The following is a 15,191-nucleotide window of genomic DNA, read 5'->3' on the forward strand; positions in this document are numbered from 1 at the left end:
TATTCAATTCTATCATAACTAATAATCAATAACAAGATTTTTTATTTTCGCCCTAAGGCCTTTGTTTTCAACGTTTTCAAGCATTGTTTATAGTTTTTTAATAATAAACAACTCCATTTTTTTTGCAAGTTTTCATTTATTTCTTTCAGTCATTAGAATTTTTATGTGCACAAATTTTAATTTTTTTATAATAATATACTTAACTTATTATAATAACAAAAGGCTAAATCTACATAAATGTACATTTAGCCTTTTAAATCCACTATACTCGATGATAGTTCTTGTTATGTTTTTCTGTATGGGTTATTCTGTCTTCTCTTTCATCATATTTTCCAGGACCAAATCTTTCATCTAGGCTCAAGTAACCTGTAACTCTAGATACTCCTTGAATATCAGTTGAACCACATTTAGTACATGCTCCCTCATTACTATGAAGATAAGTTCCACAGCTCTTACAATATCTTATATGAAAGTTAATTCCTAGATAACTTATATTAGTGTTTTTATAAGCATAATCAAGTATATCCATAATAGCTTCTCCAGTCGGACAATCATCAACTTCAAGATAACTTATATGTCCCCCATTACAAAGCTTATGGTATGGAGCTTCTATATCTATTTTAGATTTTATAGAAATAGGATGATAAACAGGTACATGATAACTGTTAGTATAATAATCCTTATCTGTAACACCCTTTATCTTACCAAATACTTTTTGATCTTGTTTTATAAATTTACCACTTAGTCCCTCAGCAGGTGTTGCATAAGCACTCCAGTTTAATTTATATTCTTCACAATATCTATCTACAGTTTCTCTTAAGTGAGTTATTATTTTAACTCCAAGCTCTCTAGCTTCTTCACTTTCTCCATGATGTTTTCCTGTTAATGCTATAAGTGTCTCAGCTAAACCTATAAATCCAATTCCCCAAGTTCCTTGTTTTAGTATAGGTTCTATAGAATCATCTGGCGCTAATCCTTCTGCACCTTTCATTAGGTTTTGACCAGCTACAAAAGGTAGATCTTTAACCTTTAGGTGTTTTAATACATTATATCTATGAAGAAGAGATTCCTTAGCTAATTCCATACGTGCATCGAATATTTCAAAGAATTTATCAATATCACCTTTAGCAAGAATTCCTATTCTAGGAAGATTAATTGTAGTAGGTGCTATATTTCCTCTTCCTTTACAACCTGGTTCTCCATTTACATTCTTCATTAGATAAGTTCTACATCCCATAGTAGCAGGCATATGTCCTTTATCATAATATTCTTTATTAAAGTCTGCATCTATATTCATAAAAGTAGGATTCATTCTCTTAGCTGCAACTCTACAAGCTACTTCATATAAATAATGATAAGGATCATTTTTCTCCCTATTTACGCCCTCTTTAACTCTAAATATTATATTAGGGAATATAGGTTGTTCTCCCTTACCTAATCCTTTTTCATATTCTAATAAGAATATTTCACAAACTAATGCTGCATCATGATTAGCAGGTATTCCTAAGTTTATAGATGAGAAAGGTACTTGTGAACCAGCTCTTGAATGCATTGTATTTAAGTTATATACAACACCTTGCATAGCCTGATGTACTCTTTCCTTAAGTTTCTCTTCAGTAACCTCTGCTAACTTATCCCCTTCTAAACCATATCCCATCAACTCTTCTTTAATTTCTTGTCTTGTAGGGTCGACAAAAATAGACATATCGTTGTCAAAGTCTGGATGTGATTGGCCTCCAAACATATCATTTTGAGTTGATTGTAATAATATACATGAAAGTTCTGCAGCTGTCTCAATTCTTCTAGGTTTATTTATAGTTCCATATCCAGTATTGAAACCATTTTCAAGCATTTCCCTAGTAGGAATATGAAGACAGTTTGTAGTTAAATTATATGAATCTAAATCATGATAATAAACATCTCCATTTTCATGAGCCTTAGCTAAATGCTTAGGCATGTTTGAAAGATTATGCCACTTGTTAGATTCTGAAGCAATCCTAAGAAGCTTAGAGGAAAAGTTATTACCAACATTGGCGTTATCTCTATCAGTTTCTATTCCTATTCTTTTTATAGCATTCATTAAATCTGATTTTATTTCTCTAACTTTAGTTCTTTCATTTCTATAAGTTGAATAAATACTTGCTATATCTTGAAGTCCACTATCCTTTAGTGCTCTTTCCACAAGATTTTGAATTTCTTCAACAGTTACCTTCTCTTGTTGTGACATTTCTATGTAAGTTATAACCTTTTGAATAAGATCTATAACTTGACCTTCCCTTAATGGGCTTCCTAGTTCTTCAGCCGCTCTCTTAATCGCATTAGATATCTTCTCAGTATTGAATTTCACTTCTCTACCGTCTCTTTTCACAACATCTAGCATTCTTTATACCCCCGTTACACTATATCTTGTACCTGGTTTATTATATATTAGGAAAAATTTATTTACAATTTTAAAATTTACCCTTTTTAGGTTATAGCATTTACTATATTCTATTTACTCTCTTTTTTAAGTTTTTTTATAGTTTTTCACACATTGACATTTTAAAATTATGAGAGTAAATGCTAGCAAAAAAATGAAACATTTTTCTTTTATACCACACTACATATACTCGAAAAGTATCGTATAAAATTAAATTCTCCACTCTACCTATGCATAAATAAATATAATTACAATATTATTGTAATATAGATTATGTAAATGCATTGTTATAAGGAGAGTACTATGATTAAGAAATTGTTACCACTAATACTACTAGTCATTATTCCACTTACAGCGTGTTCCAATTCATCACCTAAAAAAGTTGAAGAAGAAAATACTTCTACTGACCCTGTAGTTGCTGAACAAAAATACTATTCTCCATATACAGGTGAAGAAGTATCTGAACAAGTTTTAAATAATAAACCCTATATGGTTATCGTAGAAAATTCATCTTCCTCAAGACCCCAAAGTGGATTAAGTGGTGCTGATATAATATACGAAACCATGGCAGAAGGGGGAATCCCTAGATTCATAGCCCTATTCCATAAAAATTCTGTTGAAAAAATAGGTCCAGTAAGAAGTGCAAGACCTTATTTTATTTCTATTGCAAAAGATATTAATCTCCCATTTGCTCATTGTGGAGGAAGTCAAGAAGCACTAGATACCATAGCGAAAGACTCCACCTATATGAGCATAAACGAAATGGCTCAAGGCTCTTATTTCAGTAGAGACAACAAGAGAAAAGCACCTCACAATTTATATACCTCCTCAGAAAAACTTTTGAAATATATAAATGATAAAAAGTTGTCCTACACTCCAAATAATAGTCTTGTTTTTAGCAACGAATATTGGGATAACTCCCTTTTAGACCCACTTGATAGGATAATTTTGAAATTAAATAAATACTATTCCACATCTTATGTTTTTAAAGATGGCTACTATGTAAAATCAATGGATGGAACAGAAGCCATAGATACAAATACAAATCAAGCTTTAAAATTTACTAATATAGTGATACAAAAAACAAATATAGTAACTAGAGAAGATGGTCGCTTAAATATAAAATTAGATGGCTCAGGTGAAGCTTATGTACTTTCTAAAGGGAAAATAGTAAAGGGTACTTGGAGGAAAGATTCTTCTAAAACTATGCTTTTAGATTCAAACAATACAGAGATTCCTCTTTCAAAAGGTAATACTATATGGCATATAATTTCTAACGATGTCACTATCCCAATTGAATAATTTTTTATTATAAACTCCTTAATTATTAGGAGTTTATTTAGTTTACTATAAAGAATTCCATAATTTTTAACAATTATCAATGCAGAATTTATAAATAACTTTCACCTCTATAAGAGCTTATACATATAAAGATTTTCTATATAGGTTAGACATTTTCCTATAATATCTATATAATATTATTAAAAAAGAATTGCAGAAAACGTATTTTACATATCTAAAACTTTCAACTATCAGACCTGGTCTTATAGGAATAACTTTGGAAAAGGAATAATTTAATGAAAAATTCAAGCTTTAATACTAAAGAAGATATTAGAGCAGAAGAAAAGCGGCTCTATAATGAGTATAAACAAAAGCTATCTGAATTAAAAAAAGTGCATAAAGAAAATAATGCTGTTGGGCAAGTTTTTACTAAAGGCCTTTTACCTATCTATGTACTATACATCTTAAGTGAATCTCCTTCTAACGGAAATGATATATCTCATAAGATTGGTGACAAAACAAAAGGTTTATGGGTTCCATCAACCGGAGGAATATATCCAATATTAAAAAAATTCGAAAAAGAAGGTCTTATAGAGGGTCAATGGGATGATCCAAAAAAGAAATTTCAAAAGATATATACCCTTACCCCTTTAGGCGAATCAGAGTTTTTAGAAAGAAAAGAATTGCTTAAGCCCAAAATTCAAGAAGCTTTAAAAGTATTTAAAATAATTTACTCAGATTTATATTAAATGTATATAAAAGTCTCCTAAGATAAAGAATATTAAATGTATATTCTTATTTTAGGAGGCTTTTATTATGAAAGGTAAAATTATTGATATGAGTTCCAATGATGCTGTAATTCTACTTGAAGATGGCACAAGCGTTAATGTATCCATTTCTCATCTTCCTTACGGAAGCAGAGTTGGTTCTGAAGTTAACCTAAATCCATCAAACATTTACGGCATAGAGGAAAGTACTGTATCTCAAAATAAAATAAGTAATGATAAGTTAGTTGATTTTTTCTAATTTCTATTATATTATAAGCATATAATAAAATAATATGTGCTAGGGGTGCCTTAATGGCTGAGAGATGTCTTACATTAACCCTTTTACCTGATCTGGTTAATACCAGCGTAGGGAAGCGATAGTATCTAAAGTATAATATGCCGCAACCTTATTAGGTTGCGGTTTTTTGCTTCTTCGCTTTAAGCACAAAAAGAAGGAGGTTTTTATGAATTATTTATCTGATGCTTTAACTTATGTTAAAGATATATTTACAGAATTTTTTCAAAGCTTGGCAGAAATTTTTATTAATCTACCAGCAAATACTAGCGAGATAGTTAAACATCCGCTATCTTTAGTTGCACTTATAGGGTGTGTAATTATTTTAATAGTACTTATAAAGGCTAAAAAAATCGAAATAACTACACAATTAATAACGAGGATTGGAATAGCCTTGGCTCTTGCAACTGTTCTTAAGGTATTTAGGCTTTATCACTTCCCTCAAGGAGGTAGCGTAACCTTAGGAAGTATGGTTCCAATATTAATAATAGCCTTTATGTATGGTCCTTTAGTAGGATTTTTGACTGGATTCTTATATGGAATAATAACCTTGTTTATGGATCCATATATCCTACATCCTGTACAAGTCCTATTTGACTATCCACTTCCATTTTTAGCTCTAGGACTAGCTGGATTCTTTAAGCAAAATAAGCTACTCGGAACTTCTGTCGCCATATTTGGCAGATTTTTATGCCACTTTATATCTGGCGTTGCTTTCTTTGGAAGCTTTGCTCCAGAGGGAATGTCTCCAATAGTCTATTCACTTTTTGTAAATGGACTACTAGTAGGGGTAGAAGGTATCATATGTTTAGTTATAATAAAATTTTTACCTATAGACAGAATAGTAAAAGCAACTAACAAAAACTACCTAGCATAAAATAGCAAAAAAGCAACCTTACGGTTGCTTTTTTATTATTCTATGCTAATTGCATTAACTGGACAACTTTCTTCAGCTTCTTTTGCGCTATCTTCTGCACCTTCTGGAACTGGATCTGAGATAACTCCTGCCTTTCCATCATCCTCCATATCAAAAACTTCTGGACAAATTGATGGACATAATCCACAACCTATACAAGTATCTTTATCTACTATAGCATTCATATTTTTCCCTCCTGTGATATTACTAACAAAATTAGTATGTCATCATAAAGGAAATATTATTCAATAATTTTAATATAATCCTTGGAATACCGATGTATAAAGTGGATCTTCCTTAACATACTCTTCAGCTGTACCATTCTCCAAAGCCTCTGTTAAATCTAAATTAATAGGAAGCTCAGCTAAAAGTGGTAGCCCTAAATATTCTGCATGTTCTTCAGCAGACTTTTTGCTAAATATTTTTATTTTATGATCACAACTATCACAATTAATATAAGACATATTCTCTACTACTCCCCTTATGCTAATTCCCATCTTTTGTGCCATAATAACTACCTTCTTAACTATCATAGAAACCATATCCTGAGGCGTAGATACGATTATAATTTCTTTTAATGGGAAACTTTGCATTACAGTTAATGCTATATCCCCTGTTCCTGGAGGCATATCTATAAGTAAATAATCTAAATCCCCCCACTCTGTATCAGTATACATTTGGTTTAATACTCCCGTTATAACAGGCCCCCTCCAAATAACTGGTTGATCTTCTACTGGAGTAAGTAAATTCATAGATATAACCTTTATTCCTAATTTACTCTCTACAGGCTTAAACTTAAAGTTTGAATTATTATCCAGCGGAATCATCTCTGCTCTTTTATCATTTATACCAAAAAATCTTGGCATAGATGGCCCTGTTATATCTCCATCTAAAACACCAACCTTATATCCTCTATTAGCTAACTGAGTTGCAATAAGTCCTGTAACCGTAGATTTACCTACTCCACCCTTACCACTTATCACTCCGATAATATTCTTTACTTCTCCATATTTAGGTAATACTTTCATACTCACTGTATTTGTTCCACATCCTTTGTCTTTTGTATTGCAACTATCCTTGCTTGCACAACTTGAACAACTTGACATAAAAAAACTCCTCCTTAGTCTATATACTACCAATCTTTCGGTTTTGTAGTGCTTGTTTGAATGCTCCATGCTTTAAGGTCATAATCTCCCCAAACATAATAAATCTCATAGCTATGGTCATTCTTATTTTCAATAGTTATGTTAGTTTTGAATTTTTTTGATGTATACCCTTGATTTCTAACGGTTATTATCACATCAAAATCCTGCTTATTCCCATTTATTATTTTAACATTATTAGTTATCTTAGCCATATCGCTATTAAAAGACTCTATATCCCTAGATAATATGTATTTAGTACACTCTACATCTCCCAATATATCTATACCTATTTTTTTGTTGCCATCATTTAAATAACTCTTCTTCTCTTCAAGAACTTTCAATATGCTTCCATAATATATGGTGCTAAAATCTCTTGGTTTTCTTACAAAAGATAGATTTTGAATTATGTCATTATCGATTCTACTAGAAACATAATATACTTTATTCTCATCATAAAAATTCCCTTTAGATTTTTCATCTACCCCTACCACATAGTTAAACTTTTTTACCTCTTCACCTACATATACTTCAAAAATGTAATCTGATTCAAGGTCCACCTTTTCACTCATCTCTTTTGCAGAAGAAAGTAGATTATATACATCCTTAATAGTTTTATCATCTGTTACTACAAATCTAAAACCCTTATCTCTAGTACTTTGTATTACTATTTTATCAACCTCATAATTTTTTATATACTCGAAGTCCTCATTTTTAAGTCCTAATTTAAGTTTCCCTTTATCTACTATAGAACACCCCGTAAATAGGGTTAATATTACTAACATTAACAAACTAAACTTCGTGATAGACTTTCCCATACCTAAACTTTCTCCCTCTTAACTTATTTAATTATGTTAATAATAACAATAAACATAATTCTAAATAAGGAGAAGCTAAGCTTCCCCTTATCATAAATAAATTATAATACTTAATACTTTTTATATCAAATTTATTTCACTGAATCCACCAAAACCTTAAAAATATCTTGATAATTAGTTTTGTAATACTTGCCATCTACCATAAAGCTAAGCTTAACTAATTTTTCACCTTTTATCTTTAAATAATATACATCATAAAATGTCTCTCTTTTATTTTCACCCGTAACTATAAAAGAAGTCTTATAACCTTTATAGTTTTTACTTTGATAACTATCTAAACTATAGTTCCCTATCTCCCCTTCTATATATTCCTTATCTTTTTCTATAAGAGCTTTATCATCCCCCTTATAGTTTATTAACTGCACATATCCTGTAATACCTAAAGAGCTGTCAGAAAAACTCTTATAATATGTTATATAATTCCCTGGTAAGCTTCTATCACTGTTTTCCCATTGACTAGGTAACTTAAAAGAAATTTCCTTATCCTTGTCTGTATACTCTGTGAAATCTGTTATATTATTATTCATTAATGAAATCGACTGAAATCTTTCATTGAATATCCTTTGTCCTACAAACAATAGCCCCATTAAACATATAAGTACTATAGTAACGCCTAACTGCTTTCTATTCATAAAAACCTCCTAGATAATCCTTAATAATTTATTTATACTCTCTTTAACATAAATCTATGATTAAAGATTTATAAATAAATTATGATCCTAGAAATAAATACATACTTCTAGGATCGTATCTTATCTTTCTGCTGGTATTACAATAACAGAGTTTCTGAAATCATAGAACATTAACCAATAACCCATTCCATCTCCTAGGGTTTCATCTTCCATCCATGTTACAAAACCTGTCTTTCCTCCATATGGTTGATCTCCCTTATCCTTTTTACCTGGAATTCCATATACTATATATTTCATCTTTCCTTTATCATTACATTTATAGCCTATACAATAATGTTTATGTTTTTTAAAGTAAGGATAATAATTTATCATTGGATAGTATATTACTGTGTACTTATTATAATCAGCTATATTACACATCTCATCTAGATTATCTACAGGTACTTTATACCATTTACAATGTTTTATATCCTTCTTTTTGTTCTTGTGTCTATCAAGTTCGAAGTCTTCAGCCAAAGATTCAAAAAATTCTCCAACAGATCCTCTAATCTTGAAGTTTTCTTCACTATAATCATCTACTATCTTGTTTTCATATTCGTCAAACTCACTTCTTACCTCAATAGTATCCTCTTCAACTATCGGCGGCTTAGCCCCTCCAATATTTCTTCCTATTGTGGTATAAGAACTATCATATAAAGGTTTATTATCAATTTCTACATTTCGTGGTGAAGTAGTGTTATACATATTTCCACCTTGAGTTCCTGGTGTACTATATATTGGCTGATTTTGCATATTTCCTGTGCCATTCATCATACCACCTTGGTTTCCCATAGTACCTACTTGCCCAGTTGTCATTCCTCCTTGGCCTCCCATGGTGCTTCCTGGACCATTCATTGTAGTTCCTGCTCCCATGGTAGGAACTGCATCTTCATATAAAGGTGCCTCTCCCATACCATCATATGGAGTTTCATAAATACCATTTCCTACTTCAGGTGTTGTTCCATTTTCTTCAGTCATTGTTCCTGGTGATTGCATTGCTCCTGGTGTTTGTGTAGGAGCTTGTGCAGCTGTTGGTGATGTAATTTGTGAATATAGGGTTGAACCTGTAAACTTACCTAAATCAACACTATTAACCACAGGGTACTGTTTCCAATCATCCTTTGGCATTTCATTACTCATAAAGCCACTTATTAAAAATTCTAACTTATCCCCAACTTTTTTTACTATAGCTGCCCCTGATATTTTGTCATAACCTAGTCCCATACCTCCAATGTTATTAACGCTAAATTCTTTATAACCATCTACCTTTCCTATATCAGTTATGTTCACTTCTCCTAAATTCATAAGCTGTCTCATGTCTTTTTTTGCACTCACTATCATCATGAAGTGTTTATGTTCATCTTTTTTAAGATTCTGTGCGTAAAAAGATATTTTACATTTATCGTCTTTAGCCTCAACCTTTGCATAGCCTGATAGAGGTTTATCTTGAGCTGTTGAGTGTCCCCTTTCATCCTCTTGTAATATTATAAAGTTTCTATATAATTTTCCATGCGCCAACTCTACGGTCCCTCCACTTATATTTATTCGTTACATTATATGATTAAATAGTTAAAATATGTTCAAAAGAATTTCCTTTAGACGAAATAAAAAAGTGGCCTAAGCCACTTTTTACTTGAAATAATTATCTATTAAGTTTTTCATACAGAGAATTTGCCAAAGCACCAAACTCTTCTATGCTTAAGGTTTCTCCTCTTCTCTTTTGATCTATACCAGCCTCTTTAAAGACACCTTCCATACTTTCCTTATCTAATCCAAAAGATTTTAAAGCATTCCATAAGGTTTTTCTTCTCATATTAAAAGAATTTCTAACTATATCAAAAAATAGTTTTTCGTCTTTTAGTTCAACTCTAGGTTGCTCTAATCTATCTAGTCTTATAACTATAGAATCAACCTTAGGTCTAGGCATAAAACTTGAAGGTGCTACTTTTCTTATAATTTTAGTTGTGCAGAAATATTGAACTAAAACAGATATTGAACCATACTCCTTGCAGTTTGGCTCAGAGTTCATCCTTTCTGCAACTTCTTTTTGAATCATTATAGTAAGAGACTTAAATTTATAACCTCCATTTAAAAGCTTAGCTATAATAGGTGTAGTAACATAATAAGGTAAGTTTGCTACTAGTTTAACACTTTTCTCTCCAGCCATTATTTCATCAAAATTTACTTTTAGTGCATCATTATGTATAAGAGAAAACTTCTCTTCATTTCCGAGCTCTTCAGTAAGTATAGGTATTAAATTTGAATCTAATTCTATAGCTACTACTCTCTTTGCCTTCTTAATGAGCTCTCTAGTTAACGTCCCTACCCCTGGACCTATTTCTATTACTAAGTCCTCCTCAGATACCTCTGCACCTTCCACTATATCTTCAAGTACGCTATCATCTATTAAAAAGTTCTGACCTAAACTTTTAGAAAACCTAAAATTATATTTTTTTACTAACTCCTGTGTTTTTACATCCATAATATTATTCTTCACTCTCCATGATTTTCTCTACATTTTTTACAGCATGTATAAATTCTTCTCTAGATATTCCATAATTATTCAACCTTGATATTAATTGATTTGTGTTACCATAACCTACTCCTAATTCTTTCCCTAAAAGATGTCTTCTCTCTTTAGACTTTATATCTGCTGTAAGTTTAAAAAAGAGCATATCTTCTACATTAAAAAAGTCTCTTCTCTCTGTAACTGTTGCCTTAGCCCTGTTTAATGCTCTTAATATAGACTCTGGTGTAGCATTTTCAACCCCTATGTCCCCGTCTTTTGTACCTTCATCTCGTCCTATATAAGCATGTTTTATCCCTGGAACTCTTTTAGCTATTATATTTCTTATACGCTCTCCAGCAAAATCAGGGTCAGTTAATACTATAACCCCTTGTCTCTTTTGAGCCTCTTTAATTCTTTTTATTACTTTATTATTAATTCCAAAACCTCCAACAGGTATTACCTCTGAATCCACTGCTTTCTTAACAGCAGTAACATCATCTCTACCCTCAACTACAATAACTTCCTTTATCACAAACTTTTCTTCCTTTCACATTATACTCATATATGTAATCTAAATAATACTCTTCCCTAAACGATAAAAAGATGACTCATTATCTGAGTCACCTTCTTATTTTACCACTGTCCTGGATACGCTACAACATAAAGATTAACTGTTCTTACTCCCCATTGATAACACTCTTTTGTGGAATTCATAAAAATATCTATTTTGTTATTCTTTATTGCACCGCCTGTATCCTCTGCAACTGCGTAACCATAGCCTTCAACATAAACCTTTGTTCCTAAAGGAATGACCCTTGGGTCAACAGCTATAGTACTCAATCCAGATGGATTTCTCTTAGGCACTGTTCCTGTTGCAGTTATACCATCACCAGCATAAGCACTCGCTTTAACAGAAAGAGCTTGTTTGTAGTAAAGTTTAGAATCTCCACCTCTGGAGAGAGCAACGTAGCTAAGAGTTCCCTGATGAACCACTTTACTAGTAGGTTCCTTAGTTATCTTTTCACCAACAACTTTTCTCTCAACTTCTACGCCATCTTCATATATCACCTTTACTGTAACTTCTTTTTCTCCTTGAGTACCCTCCTGAACAACTTTTGACATCCCCTTATCCATACTATCATCATTTTTAACAACAGTTTGATAATCTAATGCCTGAGTTTCAACAATATCTTTTGTTTCTACTCTTGTTACTTTAAGTTTTAAATCTTCTGTTATTAGGGTATCTGCTGAAATGCTTAACTTGTCATCCTCATTAAGAGTGATGTTTTCAGCTTCTAGCATATCCTCTATGTTGCTCTCTGCAGTTTGTATCTCTAGGGTCTCACCATCTACATAGACCTCAATAGGCACAGCTCTTTTAATTGAAATGATATCATCATCATTAATTCTATCTTCTAATTGAGGGGATACCTTATCCTTTTCACCTAGAGTTATGTCGTTACTTTGCAACGCCCCTTTAACAGTCCCTTTGTATGTCACTATTCTTTGTTCTTCATTATCTATTCGAACAATCACTGTCGTTCTCATGTTGTAAATTGTAAGTATTAGCACTGATGTTACTATTGAACACAACACGATTTTTGCCTTAGGACCATTAGAAAAAACTCTTTTAAAATGCTGTTTGAATTTTTCTACCATTTTATTCCCTCCTTTGGCAAGAGTGTCTTTTGCATTATAAACAAAATATTAAAGCTTGTCAAATTGACATCTCCTGCATTTATTGTAACTGTTACGAAATGCTCACTTGGCATAAGTTAAAATTATATTGAATGATAGCTTTAATCCATTAACAGTCACTACTGGGAATATGTTTTCTGACTCCTATCCTAATTCTTAACTATCCTTTGTTGTATACCACCAAATTAAACTTGCAAGAACTATTTTACCTTATTTTTCCATTTTAAACAACCTTACAATATTATCATTAATCTTCTTATTTGCCTCAAAAGGGTCGATTTCCTTGATTTCTGCCAATTTTTCTATTATATATTCTATATAGTCTGATTTGTTTCGTTTTCCTCTATAAGGTGTTGGTGCCATGTATGGGCAATCAGTTTCTACTAACATTCTATCTAAAGGTACATCTTTTGCTACTTCAAGAATCTTTTTTGCATTTTTGAAGGTTACTACTCCAGTAAAACCTATGTAATATCCTAATTTTAAACATTCTCTTGCAAATTCCACACTACCAGAAAAACAATGTACTACCCCTGTAACCTTTGGAAATTCTTTTAGTATATCTAAAGTATCTCCATGTGCATCTCTGTCATGAATTACTACAGGTAAATTCAGTTCTTCAGCTAACTTCAGCTGTTGTCTGAACACCTTTTTTTGAACTTCTCTAGGCGGATTTTCCTCCCAATAATAATCCAGTCCTATTTCGCCTATTGCCTTAACTTTAGGATTTTTGCTTTTCTCTCTTATGAAGTCTATTACCTCATCAGTTAGCTCATTAGCATTAGATGGATGGATTCCTAAAGCTGCATAGAAAAACTCATATTTATTGGCTAATTCATAGGAGCCAACTAACCCCTCATAAGAAGAGCCACAATTCAAAACTCCCGTTACTCCATTTTCTTGTATCTGTTTTATTACTGTATCTCTATCCTCATTAAAAGACTCATCATCATAATGAGCATGAGAATCTATTATGTTATATTTGTTACCCAATACGTCCACCTCTTATCTATAAATTATTGCATATTTTTTACATTTTATTCACATAATGTAATATTATTTAAACAAGCTTGATAATACAGGGGTTAGAATCCCCATAATTCCACCTAATAAAGCACCGAGCCAAGTAATAGCTTTAAGTTCTTTATTTGCAATTTCTATAATTAATTCCTCTGCATATTCAACAGGGAAAGACATTATTTGCTTCTCAACTATTTTAGCTATATTTAGCTTCTCTATAAAATCTCCTCCACTGCTTTTTAAAAGGTTTCCTGCTAACTCTTGAAGTTTGTTAAATACGGCATCTAAGCTCTCATTATTACCCTCTGGTATTACTTCTTTTAATCTTTTATTTTCTACAGAAACCACCAATTCATCTATAATTTCTTGTATTTTTTCCTTTAAGGATTCACTATTTACTAAAGTCTTAATTGCGCCTTTAACTTCTATGGATATTTTTAATTCATAATCTGGATTAAAGAAGGTTAATAACTCATCTATAGTAGTGAATTTTTCTAACTTTCCATTTGTAAAGTTTATTATTTTATTAGTAAACTCTTCTCCATTTAATAAATCTACTATTTTTTTCTGTAAATCTTTTATTATTTCATCTTTAGCATGCTGAGGTATTCCTTGAACTATAGAACTTATCTCTTTGTTGCCAAAGTTTTTTATCATATTTCCAATCATCATAGCTATTTCTTGTTTATTTTCTTCTTTATTTAAATAATCATCTACTATAGTAGTAAATTTTGCATAAAGCGACTCAGTACTCATAAACATAGAAACTAAGGGATTCATATTACTAATAACATTTTTCTCTATTATGTCTTTTATTTTATTAGCAGCTTCTTCTTGTCTTAATAAACGTCTTAAATAAAAAGAAATTTCATTTCTTTCATTATATGTATAAACTTCAATCCCTTGAAAAAATCCTTTTGGTATTACGTCATTTAATGTTTTACCTTCTTGTCCTAAACTATCTATACCATAGTTTAATACATTACCTATATCATTTTTCAAAGCTTCAGACTTCAAAGTTTTATCTAATATATCTTTTATAGGAAGTTTATTAAAAACATCCACTGGACTTTTTTTGAGCATATCTTTTAATACTAGTTGTATTTCTTTAGTTACTTTATCAATCATATCTTCGCTTGAAATTTTATCAATTAAATATGTGGATGATTTTTCTTTTATAGAATATGTAAAAATTTCATATTTTCCTTCTAATAATTCTTGTCCTAATGTTTTTATATTTTTATTAGATTCTCTAGCAGTCTTAACTTTTTTTATAAATATATCATGTAAATAGCTTTTCATCTCTTGAGATTCCATAGCTTCCATCATATTTTCTCCAGTCACAAGATGACGCCCAACAGTATCTCCAACACTTTTTGCTATTCTATCTCTTTCCTTTGGTATAAGTCCTGGTGTAAAAGGTAATTTAATCCCACCAATTCTTTTTTCAGTATGTGGTTTAAAAAGCATCTTTATAGCTAACCAGTTTGTTATATATCCTATTACAGCTCCTATTAATATACTTATGGATAAATTCATTTTATCTCCTCCTGATAATATATGTAGTCTATACTAAATCTCATTATAAATTTACC

General features: G+C 31.2%; 15 protein-coding genes and 1 riboswitch. Of the genes, 4 read left to right on the top strand and 11 right to left on the bottom strand.

All coding sequences use genetic code 11. The features are described from left to right. Positions 1 to 262 precede the first annotated feature (262 nt). A complete protein-coding gene (locus tag P8F83_RS16530; RefSeq protein ID WP_326511923.1) occupies positions 263 to 2,380 on the bottom strand; it encodes an anaerobic ribonucleoside triphosphate reductase in 2,118 nt (705 codons plus the stop codon). A 342-nt stretch (positions 2,381 to 2,722) separates the two neighbouring features. Between P8F83_RS16530 and P8F83_RS16535 the strand changes: the two genes are divergently transcribed. From P8F83_RS16535 to thiT, 4 genes are all read left to right on the top strand, one after another. Continuing rightward, a complete protein-coding gene (locus tag P8F83_RS16535; protein WP_326511924.1) occupies positions 2,723 to 3,721 on the top strand; it encodes a DUF3048 domain-containing protein in 999 nt (332 codons plus the stop codon). A gap of 275 nt (positions 3,722 to 3,996) precedes the next feature. Then, positions 3,997 to 4,449 carry a PadR family transcriptional regulator gene (locus P8F83_RS16540; RefSeq protein WP_073020502.1) on the top strand — a complete coding sequence of 151 codons (453 nt, stop codon included), beginning with the start codon at positions 3,997 to 3,999 and terminating at the stop codon, positions 4,447 to 4,449. A 67-nt stretch (positions 4,450 to 4,516) separates the two neighbouring features. Continuing rightward, positions 4,517 to 4,726, top strand: coding sequence for a hypothetical protein (locus P8F83_RS16545; protein ID WP_073020503.1), 210 nt, complete (start codon positions 4,517 to 4,519; stop codon positions 4,724 to 4,726). A gap of 31 nt (positions 4,727 to 4,757) precedes the next feature. Continuing rightward, positions 4,758 to 4,857, top strand: a riboswitch (TPP riboswitch). Between the two features lie 74 nt (positions 4,858 to 4,931). Beyond that, positions 4,932 to 5,639, top strand: a complete 708-nt coding sequence (thiT, locus tag P8F83_RS16550) for an energy-coupled thiamine transporter ThiT (protein WP_326511925.1) — start codon at positions 4,932 to 4,934, stop codon at positions 5,637 to 5,639. A gap of 35 nt (positions 5,640 to 5,674) precedes the next feature. Here thiT and P8F83_RS16555 read toward each other — a convergent pair whose 3' ends face one another. The 10 genes from P8F83_RS16555 to P8F83_RS16600 all read right to left on the bottom strand — a co-directional run bounded on the left by P8F83_RS16555 (position 5,675) and on the right by P8F83_RS16600 (position 15,135). Continuing rightward, complete coding sequence (locus P8F83_RS16555) at positions 5,675 to 5,863, bottom strand: ferredoxin (RefSeq protein ID WP_073020505.1); 189 nt, start codon at positions 5,861 to 5,863, stop codon at positions 5,675 to 5,677. A gap of 69 nt (positions 5,864 to 5,932) precedes the next feature. After that, positions 5,933 to 6,784 (bottom strand): Mrp/NBP35 family ATP-binding protein, encoded by an 852-nt coding sequence (locus P8F83_RS16560; protein ID WP_326511926.1) that lies wholly within the window; start codon positions 6,782 to 6,784, stop codon positions 5,933 to 5,935. Between the two features lie 26 nt (positions 6,785 to 6,810). Further along, positions 6,811 to 7,638, bottom strand: coding sequence for a YhfM domain-containing protein (locus tag P8F83_RS16565; RefSeq protein WP_326511927.1), 828 nt, complete (start codon positions 7,636 to 7,638; stop codon positions 6,811 to 6,813). 131 nt (positions 7,639 to 7,769) lie between these two features. Beyond that, positions 7,770 to 8,330: a hypothetical protein gene (locus P8F83_RS16570; protein ID WP_315110180.1), complete on the bottom strand. Its 561-nt coding sequence runs from the start codon at positions 8,328 to 8,330 to the stop codon at positions 7,770 to 7,772. Positions 8,331 to 8,450: 120 nt separating this feature from the next. Then, entirely contained in the window at positions 8,451 to 9,887 is a 1,437-nt protein-coding gene (locus P8F83_RS16575; protein WP_315110179.1) for a DUF7922 domain-containing protein, read from the bottom strand. Positions 9,888 to 10,011: 124 nt separating this feature from the next. Further along, positions 10,012 to 10,851 (bottom strand): 16S rRNA (adenine(1518)-N(6)/adenine(1519)-N(6))-dimethyltransferase RsmA, encoded by an 840-nt coding sequence (rsmA, locus tag P8F83_RS16580; RefSeq protein WP_326511928.1) that lies wholly within the window; start codon positions 10,849 to 10,851, stop codon positions 10,012 to 10,014. A 4-nt stretch (positions 10,852 to 10,855) separates the two neighbouring features. Continuing rightward, positions 10,856 to 11,410 (bottom strand): ribonuclease M5, encoded by a 555-nt coding sequence (gene rnmV / locus P8F83_RS16585; protein WP_021804367.1) that lies wholly within the window; start codon positions 11,408 to 11,410, stop codon positions 10,856 to 10,858. Between the two features lie 101 nt (positions 11,411 to 11,511). After that, complete coding sequence (locus P8F83_RS16590) at positions 11,512 to 12,537, bottom strand: ubiquitin-like domain-containing protein (RefSeq protein WP_326511929.1); 1,026 nt, start codon at positions 12,535 to 12,537, stop codon at positions 11,512 to 11,514. A gap of 249 nt (positions 12,538 to 12,786) precedes the next feature. After that, positions 12,787 to 13,569 (bottom strand): TatD family hydrolase, encoded by a 783-nt coding sequence (locus P8F83_RS16595; protein WP_315110177.1) that lies wholly within the window; start codon positions 13,567 to 13,569, stop codon positions 12,787 to 12,789. 63 nt (positions 13,570 to 13,632) lie between these two features. Beyond that, positions 13,633 to 15,135, bottom strand: a complete 1,503-nt coding sequence (locus tag P8F83_RS16600) for a DUF445 family protein (protein WP_326511930.1) — start codon at positions 15,133 to 15,135, stop codon at positions 13,633 to 13,635. Positions 15,136 to 15,191: the final 56 nt, after the last annotated feature.

Source organism: Clostridium intestinale, assembly GCF_035905475.1.
Taxonomy (GTDB): domain Bacteria; phylum Bacillota; class Clostridia; order Clostridiales; family Clostridiaceae; genus Clostridium_T; species Clostridium_T intestinale.